Raw genomic sequence first — 14,633 nt, forward strand, 5'->3', positions numbered from 1 at the left:
TTCGCTGCCTTTTTCGAATCACCAATCACCAATCACGAATCACCGCCGTCGTCAGACGGCCGCCGCTCCGCCCACGATCTCGGAAATCTCCTGGGTGATCGCCGCCTGCCGTGCCTTGTTGTAGACCAGGTTGAGCGTGTCGATCAGCTTGGTGGCGTTGTCGCTCGCGGACTTCATCGCGACCATGCGCGCCGCGTGCTCGGACGCCACGTTCTCCATCACCGCCTGGTAGACCAGCGACTCGACGTAGCGGGTGAGCACGTAGCCGAGCACGGATTCGGCGTCGGGCTCGTAGATGTAGTCCCAGTCGTGCTGGGCCACGGCCTCCGACGGCGGAAGCGGCAGCAGCTGGTCGAACGCCGCGCGCTGGGTCATGGTGTTGACGAAGTCGTTGTAGACCAGGAAGACCTTGTCGACCTCGCCGGCATCGTAGGCGTCGAGCATGACCTTGACCACGCCCACCAGCTGCTCGACCTGCGGCTGGTCGCCGAGATGGCTGACGCTGGCGCGCATCTGCAGCTTCAGGCGGCGGAAGAACACCGTGGCCTTCTGGCCGATGGTGACCACGTCGACCTCGACGCCCTTGTCCTGCCACTGCCGGATCTCGCCCAGCAGCTTGCGGAACAGGTTGTTGTTCAGGCCGCCGGCCAGGCCGCGGTCCGACGAGACGATCACGTAGCCGACGCGCCTGATCTCCTTGCGCTCGACCAGGTACGGATGCTGGAACTCGGAGTTCGCCTGCGCGAGGTGCCCGATCAGCTGCCGCATGGCGCGTGCGTACGGGCGCGAGGCCTTCATCCGCTCCTGCGCCTTGCGGATCTTCGAGGCCGAGACCATTTCCAGCGCGCGCGTCACCTTGCGGGTGTTCTGCACGCTCTTGATCTTGGTCTTGATTTCCCTGCCACCGGCCATCTAGCTCGCTCCGCTCGCGGTAATTCGTGATTGGTCATCGGTGATTCGAACAAGCGAATCCCGGCCCGTCACGCACCTGCTGTTGTTGTTGCCGTTACCAATCACGAATCACCAATCACACCGGCTCAGTAGGAGCCGGTCTTCCTGAAGTCCTCGATGCCGGCCTTGTAGGCGGCCTCGATCTCGTCGTTCCAGTTGCCGCTGCCGTTGATCTGTTCGATCAGCTCGCCCTGGGTGTTGGCGAAGTGCGCGTGCAGCGCTTCCTCGAACGCCAGGATCTTGCCCACCGGCACGTCGTCCATGTAGCCCTTGTCCACGGCGTAGATCGACAGCGCCTGGTAGGCGATCGACATCGGCGCGTACTGCTTCTGCTTCATCAGCTCGGTCACGCGCTGGCCGCGCTCGAGCTGCTTGCGGGTGGCTTCGTCGAGGTCGGACGCGAACTGCGCGAACGCCGCCAGCTCGCGGTACTGCGCCAGCGCGATGCGGATGCCGCCCGACAGCTTCTTGATGATCTTGGTCTGCGCCGCGCCGCCGACGCGCGACACCGAGATGCCGGCGTTCACGGCCGGGCGGATGCCGGCGTTGAACAGGTCGGTCTCGAGGAAGATCTGGCCGTCGGTGATCGAGATCACGTTGGTCGGCACGAACGCGGACACGTCGCCGGCCTGGGTCTCGATGATCGGAAGCGCGGTCAGCGAGCCGGTCCTGCCCTTGACCTCGCCGTTGGTGAACTTCTCGACGTAGTCCTCGGACACGCGCGCGGCGCGCTCGAGCAGGCGGCTGTGCAGGTAGAACACGTCGCCCGGGTAGGCTTCGCGGCCCGGCGGGCGCTTGAGCAGCAGCGAGATCTGGCGGTAGGCGACGGCCTGCTTGGACAGGTCGTCGTACACGATCAGCGCGTCCTGGCCGCGGTCCATGAAGTACTCGCCCATGGTGCAGCCCGAGTACGCGGAGATGTACTGCATCGCCGCCGACTCGGACGCCGTGGCCGCGACCACGATCGTGTGCGCCAGGGCGCCATTCTCTTCCAGCTTGCGCACGATGTTGGCCACGGTCGAGGCCTTCTGGCCGATCGCGACGTACACGCACTTGATGCCGGTGCCCTTCTGGTTGATCACCGCGTCGATCGCCATCGCGGTCTTGCCGGTCTGGCGGTCGCCGATGACCAGCTCGCGCTGGCCGCGGCCGATCGGGATCATGGCGTCGACCGACTTGTAGCCGGTCTGCACCGGCTGGTCGACCGACTTGCGCCAGATCACGCCCGGCGCCACGCGCTCGACCGGCGCGCTCAGCTTCGCCTCGATCGGGCCCTTGCCGTCGATCGGCTCGCCCAGCGCGTTGACCACGCGGCCGAGCAGTTCGGGGCCGATCGGCACCGACAGGATCTGGCCGGTGGTCTTGGCGGTGTCGCCCTCGCGCAGGTGCTCGTAGTCGCCCAGGACCACGGCGCCGACCGAGTCGCGCTCCAGGTTCAGCGCCAGCGCGTAGGTCGGCGTGCCGCCTTCCGCGGCGGGCAGCTCGATCATCTCGCCCTGCATGGCGTCGGCCAGGCCGTAGATGCGCACGATGCCGTCGGACACCGAGGTGACCGTGCCTTCGTTGCGCGACTCCGCGGCCAGCTTGACCTTGTCGATGCGGCTCTTGATCAGTTCGCTGATTTCGGAGGGATTGAGCGTGGTGGTTGCCATTTCTTCGTTTCCTGGTCGCATGCCGCGGTTGCGGCATTCGGATTTCTATTGTCTGTTCGTGATTGGTGATTCGTGATCAGTCATTCGGATGAAGCCTCAGTGCCTTCTGCTTTTCCGAATCACGAATCACCAATCTGCGAATCACGCGTCAGCTCGCTAACGCACTCTGCAATCGCGAGAGCTTGCCGCGCAGCGAACCGTCGATGACCACGTCGCCGGCGGCGATGATCGCGCCGCCGATCAGGGCCTCGTCGACCGCCGTCTCGATCTCGACCTCGCGGCCGAAGCGCTTGCGCAGCGCGGCCTTGATGGTGTCGAGCTCGGTGGCCGGCAACGCCGTGGCCGAAGTCACCGTCGCCTTGACCACCTGCTCGGCCTCGTCGCGCAGGTCCTCGTACAGGCCCGCGATCTCCGGCAGCATCGCCAGCCGGCGGTTGTCGGCCAGCAGCGCGAGGAAATCGCGGAACGCGGCCGGGGCGCCGTCGGGCGAGAGCAGTTCGACCGCCTGCTCGCGGACCAGCGCCGGATGTCCGAGCACCGCCGCCGCCTGCGGATCGGCCGCGACCCGCGCGGCGAAGCCGAGCGCGTCCGACCACGGCGCGAACGCGCCGGCGTCCTTCGCGATCATGAACGCGGCGCGGGCGTAGGGACGGGCGAGCGTGAGGGCCTGGCTCATCGGATCAGGCCGCCTGGTCCGACAGCTGCGTCGCCAGCTCGTCGAGCAGCGCCTTGTGGGCGCTGGCGTCGATCTCGCGCCGCAGCAGCTTCTCGGCGCCGGCCACCGCCAGCGTCGACACCTGCCTGCGCAGGTCCTCGCGTGCACGGTTGGCGGACGCGGCGATCTCGGCCTCGACCAGCGCCTTCTGCCGCTCGCCCTCGGTGATCGCCTCGGCCTTGGCCGCATCGACGATCTGGTTCGCGCGCTGGTGCGCCTGCTCGATGATCTCGTTGGCCTTGGCGCGCGCCGCCTTGAGTTCCTCGGCGACCCGCTCCTCGGCCTGCGCCAGGTTCTTCTGCGCGTTGTCCGCGGCCGCGAGGCCTTCGGCGATCTTCTGCTGGCGCTCCTCGATGGCGTTCATCAGCGGCGGCCAGACGAACTTCCAGGTGAACCAGATCAGGATCGCGAACGCGAGGCCCTGGCCCAGGAATGTGGCATTGAATTGCATCGTGATGCTCCGCGATTGTCACACGGGCGCGGGTCGCGCCCGACCGTGCCGCACGCCGTCGAACGGCGCGCGGCAACCAGCCCGATCAGCCGCCGGCGGCAGTCTGGACAGCGCTGAGCAGCGGGTTGGCGAACGCGAAGAACAGCGCGATCGCGAGGCCGATGATGAACGCGGCGTCGATCAGGCCGGCGAGCAGGAACATGCGGCCCGACAGCATCGGCACCAGTTCCGGCTGGCGCGCGGCGCTCTCGAGGAACTTCGAGCCCATGATGCCGATGCCGATGCAGGCGCCCAGCGCGCCGAGGCCGATGATGATGCCGATCGCGAGCGCGGTGTTGCCCTGGACGGCGGCGATGAGAGCGGTGAGTTCCATGGTGACTTCCTCGGTGGATCTACAGGGTGAAGGGGAAAACGACTTCGGGGACGTGCGGCCTGGGCCGCGGTCAATGCGCTTCGGACGACATCGAGAAATAGACGACCGACAGGATCATGAAGATGAAGGCCTGGAGGGTGATGACCAGGATGTGGAAGATCGACCAGGCCGCACCGGCCAGCACGGCGCCGATGAAGGCCAGCGCGCCGCCGGCCTTGGCGCCGAGCGCGGCTTCCATCATCAGGTTGCCGCCGGCCGCGCCGAGCAGCGCGATCAGCAGGAACACCAGCTCGCCGGCGTACATGTTGCCGAACAACCGCATCGCCAGGCTGACGGGCTTGGACAGGTATTCGATGACGTTGAGGCCGAAATTGGCCGGTGCCAGCACGATCTTCATCACCGTGCCCTCGGCATGGAACGGCGCGGTGAACAGCTCCTTGCCGAAGCCGCCCACGCCCTTGGCCGCGACTGCGAAGCCCAGCATCAGCAGCAGCACCGCCAGCGCCATGGCCGAGGTGATGTTGAGGTCGGTGGTGGGCACGGCGCGGAAATATTCCTGGCCGGCGGCCGCAGCGGCGCCCGGGAAGAAATCGACCGGAATCATCTTCAGCGCGTTCATCGCGAACACCCACACGAAGATGGTCAGCGCGACCGGCGCGACGAAGCTGCGGTTGCCGTGGAACACGTCCTTCACCTGGGTGTCGATGAAGCCGACCACGATTTCGATGAAGGCCTGGAACTTGCCGGGCACGCCCGCCGTCGCACGGCGGCCGACCATGTAGAACGTGCCGATGGTCAGAACGCCCAGCAGCACCGACACCAGCAGGCTGTCGACGTTGAGGGTCCAGAACGCGCCATCGCCGATCGAGACCTGCCAATGCTTGAGGTGATGGGTGACGTATTCGCTGGGGCTGTCGCCGGCAACGCGGAGGAGATCACGGATCATCGAAGCAACCAGGGCAAGCCGATCATGGACACCAGGAAGGCCGTCAGGGCCCCTCCCAGCACGAATTCCGCAGGCAGACCGGCGCCACCCATCGCCAGGACGAGCCCGGCACCGATCACCAGCCACTTGAGCGAGGTTCCCACCAGCAGACGCGCGAACATGCGTCCTGCGGGAGCCACCGGCGTACGCCCCGCGGTGCGCCAGCCGAACATCGCGAACCCCGTCGCGATCACGGCCGCCCCCGCCAGGAAGGCCGCCGCGGGAAGCCCCCCGGCAGCCACCGCCAGCACCCCCGCGCCGGTCAGTCCGACCGCGGCCTGCGCCATCGGCAACCGCAGGGCGGCGCGACGGGTCGGATCGGGTCGGGGACTTCCTGGCTCGGGCTGCTGCAAAGCCTGAAAAGTATAGCAGTGGGGCATTTTCCGGGGCAACCTTGTGCGGTGCACCATGCCGCGGCGGCGCGTTCAGGAAGCCCCCGGCCCGCACCTGGCGCGACGCACCCTGCCTGGCCCGGCGAAGGACGCGGCGCGGCGTCCTGCTCGTCCGCAGGCCTGGACGCACGCTCGCGCGGCCGGGGCATTCGCTTTCGAGCGCGAAAGCGATTGCGACAGCGCGCAAGCGGACAGCCTGCGCTTGGCGATGTCCAGCTTCTCGCCACGCCCCGCAGCACCCCCAGCCATCGATGGGCGATACCGCAGGTGACCGAGGCCGCATGCCTCCGTTGCGCGTCCGCGCTTCACGGCAACTGCACCGCGCAATGCGGAGGATGCGCACCCTCGCAAGCATCCCCCACTGCAGGAGTACCCAGTGACCCATCGTTCCAGGATCGCCACCGCCGTTGCCGCCGCACTCGTGCTGCCAACCGCCTTCGCCGCACAGGCGCAGGATTTCGCCGACCCCGCCCGCTTCGAACTGCGGCTGTCCGCGTTCAACCCGGAAGCCAATATCGCCTTCCGCGGCGACGGCATCGCCACCGATGGCGAGAGCACCGAGGAACTGGAGGCCGTGGGCGACATCGGGGTCGACGGGCGCTGGCGGCCGCGCGGCGAGTTCGCGTTCAACATGACGCCGCGGCAGTCGCTGCGCGTGAACTACTACGACTACCGGCGCGAGGAGTCGTGGCGATTCGACGGCGAATGGGTCGATCCGGGCGGCATCTTCGACGAAGTCGAGCTGCCGGGGGATCCGGTGGAAGTGCCGAGCGTCGACCTGGACGGCCGTCTCAGCTTCGAACTGGCGAGCGTCAACTACGATTTCGCCGTCGTCGACACGCCACGCTTCGAGTGGGGCCTCGGCCTCGGCATCACCCACGCGTCGCTGGAGGCGCGTGCCACCGGCCGCTCCACGGGGACCGACGAACTCGACCCGGAGTGGGAACGGGTGAGCTGGAAGCGCGACGGCACCTCGCCGAACCTGCATACGCGGCTGGCGTGGACGCCGGCGCCGCGCTGGCGAGTGGAAGTCCAGGGCCAGTACCTCGACACCCGCTGGGGCGACTTCATCGACGAGCGCGGCCACTTCGAGCGTGGCGGCCTGCTGGTGGAGTACCTGCTGACCGATCGCGTGGCGATCCACGCCGGCTACGACTGGTTCCGGCTCAAGCTCAGCGACGACTACCGGGGCTCGTTCGAGGCGCCGGACGAGTCCGGTATCGGCACGGTCGACGTCAGTGGCCGGGTCACCGGGCAGTTCAAGGTGCACGGCCCGATGGCCGGCGTGACGTTCAGGTTCTGAACTGCGTCCGGGTGATCCCGGCGGGGGGCGGGGAACCTTCCGGCCCCGAAAGGGTCCACTGAACCGGTGGGCCGGTTCCGTATCCTCGTCGACCTCAGGATCGGCCCATTCGCGAAGCCCCGGCAGCCCCGGGGCTTCGTTCATTTCCGTGTTGGAACGTGGCGCGGTGCCACGGCCGGATGGCCGCGCGCGGGGCTGGCGTCCCGCTGCGGCGTGGTGGCCTCCCGCCCGCCGGCACGCAAAGCGGGGGCCTGCGGGGCACTCCAGGCGGGCGGCGCAGGCTATTTCTTCTTCGGCAGGTAGAGATCGGTGATGGTGCCGTCGAACACCTCGGCCGCCATGCCCACCGATTCGCTGAGCGTGGGATGCGGGTGGATGGTGTGGCCGATGTCGGCCACCTCGCAGCCCATCTCGATCGCCAGCGCGGCCTCGGCGATCAGCTCGCCCGCGTGCACGCCGACGATGCCGGCGCCGATGATCCGGTGCGTGGCCTCGTCGAACACCAGCTTGGTGAAACCTTCCGTGCGCGACAGCCCGATGGCCCGACCCGAGGCCGCCCACGGGAACTTGCCCACGCCGACCTTGAGCCCCTTAGCCCTGGCCTCGGTCTCGGTGACGCCGACCCAGGCGATCTCCGGATCGGTGTAGGCCACCGACGGGATCACCCGCGCCACCCATTCCTTCTTCTCGCCGGCCGCCACTTCCGCGGCGAGCTTGCCCTCGTGCGTGGCCTTGTGCGCCAGCATCGGCTGGCCGATGACGTCGCCGATGGCGAAGATGTGCGGGACGTTGGTGCGCATCTGCGCATCGACGTCGATGAAACCGCGCTCGCCCACGCGCACGCCGGCCTTGTCCGCATCGATCTTCTTCCCGTTCGGCGAACGGCCCACGGCCACCAGCACGCGGTCGTAGACCTTGCCCTCGGGAATGTTCTCGCCGTCGAACGTGACCTCGATGCCCTTCTTGGCGGCCTTGGCCTCCACCACCTTCGTCTTCAGGTGGGTGGACACGCCGCCCTTCTTCAGGCGGTCGGCCAACGGCTTGACCAGGTCCTTGTCGGCGCCCGGCATCAGCTGGTCGGCGAGTTCGACCACGGTCACCTCGCTGCCCAGGCCGCGGTACACCGTGGCCATCTCCAGGCCGATGATGCCGCCGCCGACGACCAGCAGCCTCTTCGGCACGTCGGCCAGGTCCAGCGCGTCGGTCGAATCCATCACCCGCGGGTCGTCCCAGGGGAAGCCCGGCAGCTTCAGGGCCTGGCTGCCGGCGGCGATGATGCACTGGCCGAAGCGCAGCAACTGCACCTTGCCGTCGTCGCCGGTGATTTCCATCTCGTTGGCAGAGACGAACCGGCCCGTGCCCTGCAGCACGCGCACCTTGCGCTGCTTGGCCATGCCGGTCAGGCCCCTGGTGAGCTGGCCCACCACCTTGTCCTTGTAGGTGCGCAGCTTGTCGAGCGCGATCTTCGGCTTGCCGAATTCGACGCCGTATTCGCCGGCGTGGCTGGCCTGTTCGATCACGTCGGCCGCGTGCAGCAGCGCCTTTGAGGGGATGCAGCCGACGTTGAGGCAGACGCCGCCGAGCGCGGCGTAGCGTTCGACCAGCACGGTGTCGAGGCCGAGGTCGGCGGCGCGGAACGCGGCGGTATAGCCACCCGGGCCCGCGCCGAGCACCACGATGCCGCATTCGACATCGGCCTGGCGGCCACTGGCGGCCGCCGCCTGCGGACCCGGCTCGGCCGGCGCGCGATGCGACGGTGCCACCGGCGGTTTGCTGCCCGGGGCCACCTTCTGGCTCGCGCTCACCGGAGGCGACGGCGGCGAGGCCGCTGCGGTTTCGATGATCGCGACCACCGCGCCTTCCGACAGCGTGTCGCCGACCTTGACCTTCACTTCCTTCACCACGCCCGCGGCGGACGAAGGCACCTCCATCGTCGCCTTGTCCGATTCCAGCGTGACCAGGCCCTGGTCCTTGGCCACCGTGTCGCCGGCCGCAACCAGCACTTCGATCACCGGGACGTCGCTGTAGCCGCCGATGTCGGGCACCTTCGCCTCGACGGTGCCGCCACCGGACGCAGACGCAGGCGCAGGTGCGGAAGCGGGCGCCGGCGCCTGTCCGGACTGCGGGGCAGATGGCGCGGCGGCGGGCGCGGACGCAGCGGGCGCCGCCGGCGTCTCCTCGCCGGACTCGGCCTCGACCACCACCACCACGCTGCCTTCCGACACCGTATCGCCGACCTTGACCTTCAGCGCCTTGACTACGCCGGCATGCGAGGACGGCACTTCCATCGTCGCCTTGTCCGATTCCAGCGTGACCAGGCCCTGGTCCTTCGCCACCGTGTCGCCCACCGCGACCAGCACCTCGATCACCGGCACGTCGTCGTATCCGCCGATGTCGGGGACCTTCACTTCAATCGGGTTGGCCATCGCTTGCTCCTCTGGTTCCGGGTGCGCCGGCGTCGGTGGTCGACGCCTGCTGTTCGCGTAGTTCGGCTTCGCGCGCGTCTTCCTCGATCGCGCGCCGGGTGTCTTCGCCCGCGTCGTTGCGCGCCAGTCGCGCGCGCTCCTCGCGTGGCAGCGACGCTTCCGCCCTCGCGGGGGCATCGTCCTCGTCGCGACCGGGCGCCTGTCCGCGCAGCAGGGCCAGCGCGTCCTCGCCGCTGCGCCCGAACGCGCTGCGCAGGTGCAGGTCGCGTTGCGGGAAGGGGATCTCGATGCCGTGCTCGTGCAGCGCGGTGTCCAGTTCCCACAGGTACGCGGCCCTGATCGCGGCGTTGCGGCGCGCCGCCTCCTCGGTCAGCCACACCGCGAGGATGTATTCCACCGCGCTGTCGCCGAAGTTGACCAGCCATACCTGCGGACGCCGGTCGTCGTCGTTCGCGAGCGTGAACGGCACGCGCGCCGCCGCTTCCAGCGCCGCCTTCTTGACCAGCAGCTTGTCGGTGCCGTAGGCGACGCCGAAGGGCACGCGGATGCGACGATGGTCGGTGCCGTGGGTCCAGTTCACCACCCGCCCGCTGACGAACTCGGAGTTCGGCACCAGCACGTCGATGGCGTCGTTGGTGGTGATCAACGTGGAGCGGATGTTGATGGCGCGCACCACGCCGCGGATGTCGTTATCGAGCTCGACGAAATCGCCCACCTTGAGCGAACGGTCGAACAGCAGGATCAGGCCCGAGACGAAATTGCTGAAGATCGCCTGCAGGCCGAAGCCGAGCCCGACGCCGATCGCGCCGGCGAACACCGCGAACTGGCTGAGCGGCATGCCGGCCACGTTCATCGCGGCCAGGAAGCCGATCGTGATCAGCACGTAGTGCGCGAGCCGCGATACCGTGTAGAGCGCCGGCTGGCTGACGCCGCCGCTGCGGCCACCGTAGCGGGCGATCGCGCGCTGCAGCAGCTGCGACACCACCCAGGCCACGACCAGCACCACCAGCGCGGCGATCATCGCGCCGATGGTGATGCCGCCCAGGCCGAACGCCTGCAGCGGCGCGTAGCCGAGCACGGCGCCGACGCCGTCGCGCGCCTGCCCGGCGGCTGCGGCGGCCTGCGATGGCGCGGCGGCGGCTACCGCATGCAGCATCCGGCGCCTACAGCAGCACGCGGCGCATGTCCGCGAGCAGTTGCGCGAGGTAGGCGGTGAAACGCGCGGCGGCGGCGCCGTCGATCACGCGGTGGTCGTAGCTCAGCGACAGCGGCAGGACCAGGCGCGGCACGAACTGCTTGCCGTCCCACACCGGCTTCATCGACGACTTGGACACGCCCAGGATCGCGACCTCCGGCGCGTTCACGATCGGCGTGAACGCGGTGCCGCCGATGCCGCCCAGCGAGCTGATCGAGAAGCAGCCGCCGGACATCTCGGCCGGGCCGAGCTTGCCGTCGCGCGCCTTCTTCGCCAGCTCGCCCATCTCCTGGCTGATCTGCAGCACGCCCTTCCTGTCCACGTCCCGCACCACCGGCACCACCAGTCCGTTCGGCGTGTCGGCGGCGAAGCCGATGTGGAAGTACTTCTTCAGCGTCAGCGTCTCGCCGGCGGCGTCGAGCGAGGCGTTGAAATCGGGATACTTCGCCAGCGCGTTGGCACTGGCCTTGATCAGGAAGGCGAGCATGGTCAGCTTGATGCCGGACTTGCTCTTCTCCGCCTCCTGGTTGAGCTGCACGCGCAGCGCCTCGAGGTCGGTGATGTCGGCATCGTCGAACTGGGTGACGTGCGGGATCATCGCCCAGTTGCGCGCGAGGTTGGCGCCGGAGATCTTCTTGATCCGCGAGAGCGGCTTCTCCTCGACCTCGCCGAACTTCGAGAAATCCACCTTCGGCCACGGCAGCAGATTCAGGCCGTTGCCGCCACCCGCGCCGGCCGGTGCGGTGGTCGCGCCGGAGAGCACGCCCTTGACGTACTTCTGCACGTCCTCCTTCGTGATCCGCCCACCCTTCTCCGTGCCGGTCACCTGCGACAGGTCCGCGCCGAGCTCGCGCGCGAACAGGCGTACCGCGGGGCTGGCGTAGGGCACCTTGCCCGGGATCAGGGCCTCGGCCTCGAAACGCACCGGCGGCTCGACCGGGCCCGCCGCCTTGCCGGCCTGCGCATCGATCGAGGCCTGGGCGATGTTGTCGGGCTTGCCACCCACCGCGACCGGCTCGACCACCGGATCGGGCTCCTTCGGCTTCGTCGGCGCGGGCGCGGCAGCCGCTGCGGGGGCGGCTGCCTCCGGCGTGTCGCCCGCGGCCGCGGCCGCCTCGATCACCGCGACCACGGCGCCCTCCGACAGGGTGTCACCGAGCTTGACCTTCAGCTCGCGCACCACGCCGGCGAACTCGGCGGGCACTTCCATCGTCGCCTTGTCCGATTCCAGCGTGACCAGGCCCTGGTCCTTCGCGACCGTGTCGCCGACCGCGACCAGCACCTCGATGACGGGGACATCGTCGTAGCCGCCGATATCGGGGACGCGGGATTCTTTCAGGTCGGCCATACGGCCCTCTCGAGGCGGCAAGGGGATTCCTATTGTGTCCGCATGTCCACCGCGCGCCAACCATGGCGCGCGGCGGCGGTGCGCGCGATCCCCGTGGGAGGGAGGCCGTGGCGCAGGTTTGCCGCCGATGCGGCCTGCTCCCGGGCGCATGGTTGCGTGTGCAACGTCCCAGGGCGGCGGGACGCCTGTCCGTCCGCGTGCGCCGGACGTGTCGCCGGGCGTTCACCATGGAGCGAGGAACACTGCATTCCGGGGACGAGGTGCCGCTCCTGACGGCCATCGTGCAGGGCGGATGGCGAGCGGCCCGCGTGGCGTCCGCATACGCGCTGGTCACCACGATGAACGCGCGCCCCACGCACGCAACCGATTCGCCTCACGCGCGCGCTTCGATTCATCCAGGCGTCGCTACGGTGTGCGCGCCCATCCCAGATGGGCAATGCCCACCTCAAGGGCAAACGGCTACACCCACAACCACATGAGGAGTCCCCCATGCAGTCCTTGCGTTCACTTGGTCTTTCCGCCGCCATCGCTTCGCTCCTGGTCGCCCCCGCCGCCTTCGCGCAGGACACGGGCGACAGCGCTTCCGGCAAGCGTTTCTCCGTGGTCGGCAGCGCCACGATCCTGCAACCCGATTCCGATCCCCTGCCCGGCTCGCGCATCGACGCCGACGGCGACGTCGCGCCGACCCTGAGCGCCACCTACCACGTCAACGACAATATCGGCGTGGAACTCTGGGGTGCGGCCGACAAGTTCAACCACCGCGTGCGCGGCGACGCGGGCAAGATCGGCACGGTCGACTCGCAGCCGATCGCGCTGAGCGGCCAGTACCACTTCGGCGATGCCGACAACACCTTCCGCCCGTTCGTGGGCCTGGGCTACCACCAGACCAACATCAGCGACGAGGACATCGCCACCGCCGACGGCTCGCATGTCGGCCTGACCTCGCCCAAGGGCGCGATCGGCACCGTGGGCGTGGACGTGAACATCACCCCGACCTGGTTCGCGCGCGCCGATGCGCGCTACCTGGACGGCGACGCGGATGCCAAGCTCGCCGGGCAGACGGTCGAGCGCGACGTCAGGTTCAACCCGTGGACGGTGGGGGTCGGCGTCGGCGCTCGGTTCTGACCGGTCGCCGACGGCCCCCTGCGGCCGGACATGCGCCACGCTCCATGCAACGGGCCCTTTCGGGCCCGTTGTTCATTGGTGTGCAGCTTGCGACGTGCGGCCCGGGGCATGCGCGCGACCCAACGGCATGAGGCCGGCGGATGCGCCGACGCTCAGCGTGTCCGGCGCCGCGACAGCATGCCCAGCCGCCGCAGCTGTCGCCGCAGTCCCCAGGCGAACGCCAGGTGGTAGCCCAGCAGCAGGCCGCCCATGGCCCAGAGGCTGGCGGGGTCGGCCAGCCACGGCCAGGGCACCGGTGCGGGCACGCCTTCGAAAGCGCGGTGCCAGGCCTGCCACGCGCCCAGTGCGATCCGCGCCGCGACCAGCAGGACCAGGGCGGCCACCAGCCACGCATTGGCGGTGTAGTGCAACCGGCCGTCGCCGGCTTCCAGACGCGCGAGCCACAGGCCGGCGACGCCGATCGCGACGCCCGCCAGCAGCCCGGCGCCGGCATTCGACGCCGCGCCATCGATCCAGATCGCGCCGATTCCCGCGCCCAGCAGGAACAGCACCGACGAGAGCAGCAACGCGAACGCGTTGAAGCTCACCCAGCCCGGCCGTGCCCGGCGCCTGGAACGACCGGCACGATAGCGCTGCCACAGCCCCAGCGGCCACAGCAGCAGCGCGAGCGCGAGCAGGACCAGGAGCACGAACGGGAGCAGCAGCAGGGGCATGGCGGGATGCCGGTGCGCGGTTACGGCGGCGGCGTCTGCGCCGCGTCGGGCGGGCGCGGACCGGCGACGATGCGTTCGCGGCGGATCAGGTACAGGCCGCTGGCGATGATGATCGCCGCACCCAGCCAGGTCATCGAATCGGGCAACGCCTGCCAGACCAGCAGGTCGAGCAGCACCACCCACACCAGCGCCGCGTACTCCAGCGGCGCGATCTGGCTGGCCTCGCCGAAGCGGAAGGCGTGGGTCAACGCCACCTGCCCGAGGGCGCCGGTGACGCCGATGAGCGCGATCACCGGCCAGTGCGCGCGCTGCAGCGGATGCCAGTCGAACACCGCGACCGCGCCGGCGAACACGCCCAGCAACACCAGGAACCAGAACACCATCGCCTCGGGGCTGTCGCGCATCGCCAGTTTGCGCACCGTGATCGCCGCGATCGCATAGCTCAGTGCCGCCAGCACCACGGCCAGCCCGGCGAGCGTCGCCACGCCCTCGCCGGTCGGGCGCAGCACCACCAGCACGCCCACCAGGCCGACCGCGATCGCCGCCCAGCGCCGGGGCCCGACCTTCTCGCCGAGGAACGGCACCGCCAGCGCGGTGACCATCAACGGCGCGACGAAGACGATGGCGTAGGCGGTCGACAGCGGCATCCGCGCCAGGCCGTAGACGAAGCCCGCCATCATCGCCACGCCAAGCAGTCCGCGCAGCAGGTGCAGCCGCCAGTGCACGCGCAGCAGGGTGCCCGCGCGCCCGCTCATGGCGATCCACAGCAGCACCAGCGGCAGCGCCGAGACGCTGCGCAACACCGCCACCTGGAACGGCGGGTAGTCGTTGGCGATCCACTTCATGCCCGCGTCCATCAACGCGAACAGCAGCCCGGCCGCCAGCATCCACGCCGCCGCCGTGCCGGGGCGATGTGCGGCCGCGGGCGTCATGCGGCGTGCAGGCTGGCGATGTCGATCATGGGGCGATCCCGATGCGGGGGAAGCCATGATGCCGCATCCGCC

General features: G+C 69.3%; 14 protein-coding genes. 2 read left to right on the forward strand and 12 right to left on the reverse strand.

The genetic code is table 11. The annotated features are described in order from the left end of the window. Positions 1-51: 51 nt before the first annotated feature. The 7 genes from atpG to FZO89_RS07465 form a co-directional block, all read right to left on the reverse strand. A complete protein-coding gene (gene atpG, locus FZO89_RS07435) occupies positions 52-912 on the reverse strand; it encodes a F0F1 ATP synthase subunit gamma (RefSeq protein WP_149102654.1) in 861 nt (286 codons plus the stop codon). 125 nt (positions 913-1,037) lie between these two features. After that, the gene (gene atpA, locus FZO89_RS07440) at positions 1,038-2,603 is read right to left on the reverse strand and encodes a F0F1 ATP synthase subunit alpha (protein WP_149102655.1); all 1,566 of its coding nucleotides are present in this window, start codon (positions 2,601-2,603) and stop codon (positions 1,038-1,040) included. A gap of 148 nt (positions 2,604-2,751) precedes the next feature. Beyond that, on the reverse strand, positions 2,752-3,279 hold the full coding sequence (locus FZO89_RS07445; RefSeq protein WP_149102656.1) for a F0F1 ATP synthase subunit delta: 528 nt from the start codon (positions 3,277-3,279) through the stop codon (positions 2,752-2,754). Positions 3,280-3,283: 4 nt separating this feature from the next. After that, positions 3,284-3,769: a F0F1 ATP synthase subunit B gene (locus FZO89_RS07450; RefSeq protein WP_149102657.1), complete on the reverse strand. Its 486-nt coding sequence runs from the start codon at positions 3,767-3,769 to the stop codon at positions 3,284-3,286. Between the two features lie 85 nt (positions 3,770-3,854). Further along, on the reverse strand, positions 3,855-4,142 hold the full coding sequence (gene atpE / locus FZO89_RS07455) for a F0F1 ATP synthase subunit C (protein ID WP_149102658.1): 288 nt from the start codon (positions 4,140-4,142) through the stop codon (positions 3,855-3,857). A 70-nt stretch (positions 4,143-4,212) separates the two neighbouring features. Continuing rightward, complete coding sequence (gene atpB, locus FZO89_RS07460) at positions 4,213-5,088, reverse strand: F0F1 ATP synthase subunit A (RefSeq protein WP_149102659.1); 876 nt, start codon at positions 5,086-5,088, stop codon at positions 4,213-4,215. Further along, positions 5,085-5,414: a hypothetical protein gene (locus FZO89_RS07465; protein WP_149102660.1), complete on the reverse strand. Its 330-nt coding sequence runs from the start codon at positions 5,412-5,414 to the stop codon at positions 5,085-5,087. The genes atpB and FZO89_RS07465 overlap by 4 nt, the downstream gene beginning before the upstream one ends. 481 nt (positions 5,415-5,895) lie before the next feature. Here FZO89_RS07465 and FZO89_RS07470 point away from each other — a divergent pair, with 481 nt between their 5' ends. Continuing rightward, the gene (locus FZO89_RS07470; RefSeq protein WP_149102661.1) at positions 5,896-6,822 is read left to right on the forward strand and encodes a hypothetical protein; all 927 of its coding nucleotides are present in this window, start codon (positions 5,896-5,898) and stop codon (positions 6,820-6,822) included. A gap of 281 nt (positions 6,823-7,103) precedes the next feature. Here FZO89_RS07470 and lpdA read toward each other — a convergent pair whose 3' ends face one another. The 3 genes from lpdA to aceF are packed head-to-tail and all read right to left on the reverse strand — an operon-like array spanning position 7,104 to position 11,941. Next, positions 7,104-9,248 (reverse strand): dihydrolipoyl dehydrogenase, encoded by a 2,145-nt coding sequence (lpdA, locus tag FZO89_RS07475; protein WP_149102662.1) that lies wholly within the window; start codon positions 9,246-9,248, stop codon positions 7,104-7,106. Next, positions 9,232-10,404: a mechanosensitive ion channel family protein gene (locus FZO89_RS07480; protein ID WP_149102663.1), complete on the reverse strand. Its 1,173-nt coding sequence runs from the start codon at positions 10,402-10,404 to the stop codon at positions 9,232-9,234. The genes lpdA and FZO89_RS07480 overlap by 17 nt, the downstream gene beginning before the upstream one ends. A 7-nt stretch (positions 10,405-10,411) precedes the next feature. Beyond that, positions 10,412-11,941 carry a dihydrolipoyllysine-residue acetyltransferase gene (aceF, locus tag FZO89_RS07485; protein WP_149102664.1) on the reverse strand — a complete coding sequence of 510 codons (1,530 nt, stop codon included), beginning with the start codon at positions 11,939-11,941 and terminating at the stop codon, positions 10,412-10,414. A gap of 339 nt (positions 11,942-12,280) precedes the next feature. On the opposite strand from aceF, the gene FZO89_RS07490 reads away from it, so the two are divergent. Then, positions 12,281-12,916: an OmpW/AlkL family protein gene (locus FZO89_RS07490; RefSeq protein ID WP_149102665.1), complete on the forward strand. Its 636-nt coding sequence runs from the start codon at positions 12,281-12,283 to the stop codon at positions 12,914-12,916. Between the two features lie 152 nt (positions 12,917-13,068). On the opposite strand, the gene FZO89_RS07495 is transcribed toward FZO89_RS07490, so the two are convergent. Then, positions 13,069-13,629 carry a DUF1453 domain-containing protein gene (locus FZO89_RS07495; RefSeq protein WP_149102666.1) on the reverse strand — a complete coding sequence of 187 codons (561 nt, stop codon included), beginning with the start codon at positions 13,627-13,629 and terminating at the stop codon, positions 13,069-13,071. Between the two features lie 20 nt (positions 13,630-13,649). Continuing rightward, entirely contained in the window at positions 13,650-14,561 is a 912-nt protein-coding gene (locus FZO89_RS07500) for a DMT family transporter (protein WP_262378563.1), read from the reverse strand. Between the last annotated feature and the right edge of the window lie 72 nt (positions 14,562-14,633).

It is taken from the genome of Luteimonas viscosa, assembly GCF_008244685.1.
GTDB lineage: Bacteria > Pseudomonadota > Gammaproteobacteria > Xanthomonadales > Xanthomonadaceae > Luteimonas > Luteimonas viscosa.

Coding starts and splice junctions, on each gene's coding strand:
- atpG (WP_149102654.1), bottom strand. CDS start 912: ATGGCCGGTGGCAGGGAAATCAAGACCAAGATCAAGAGCGTGCAGAAC.
- atpA (WP_149102655.1), bottom strand. CDS start 2,603: ATGGCAACCACCACGCTCAATCCCTCCGAAATCAGCGAACTGATCAAG.
- FZO89_RS07445 (WP_149102656.1), bottom strand. CDS start 3,279: ATGAGCCAGGCCCTCACGCTCGCCCGTCCCTACGCCCGCGCCGCGTTC.
- FZO89_RS07450 (WP_149102657.1), bottom strand. CDS start 3,769: ATGCAATTCAATGCCACATTCCTGGGCCAGGGCCTCGCGTTCGCGATC.
- atpE (WP_149102658.1), bottom strand. CDS start 4,142: ATGGAACTCACCGCTCTCATCGCCGCCGTCCAGGGCAACACCGCGCTC.
- atpB (WP_149102659.1), bottom strand. CDS start 5,088: ATGATCCGTGATCTCCTCCGCGTTGCCGGCGACAGCCCCAGCGAATAC.
- FZO89_RS07465 (WP_149102660.1), bottom strand. CDS start 5,414: ATGGCGCAGGCCGCGGTCGGACTGACCGGCGCGGGGGTGCTGGCGGTG.
- lpdA (WP_149102662.1), bottom strand. CDS start 9,248: ATGGCCAACCCGATTGAAGTGAAGGTCCCCGACATCGGCGGATACGAC.
- FZO89_RS07480 (WP_149102663.1), bottom strand. CDS start 10,404: ATGCTGCATGCGGTAGCCGCCGCCGCGCCATCGCAGGCCGCCGCAGCC.
- aceF (WP_149102664.1), bottom strand. CDS start 11,941: ATGCGCCCGGGAGCAGGCCGCATCGGCGGCAAACCTGCGCCACGGCCT.
- FZO89_RS07490 (WP_149102665.1), top strand. CDS start 12,281: ATGCAGTCCTTGCGTTCACTTGGTCTTTCCGCCGCCATCGCTTCGCTC.
- FZO89_RS07495 (WP_149102666.1), bottom strand. CDS start 13,629: ATGCCCCTGCTGCTGCTCCCGTTCGTGCTCCTGGTCCTGCTCGCGCTC.
- FZO89_RS07500 (WP_262378563.1), bottom strand. CDS start 14,561: ATGACGCCCGCGGCCGCACATCGCCCCGGCACGGCGGCGGCGTGGATG.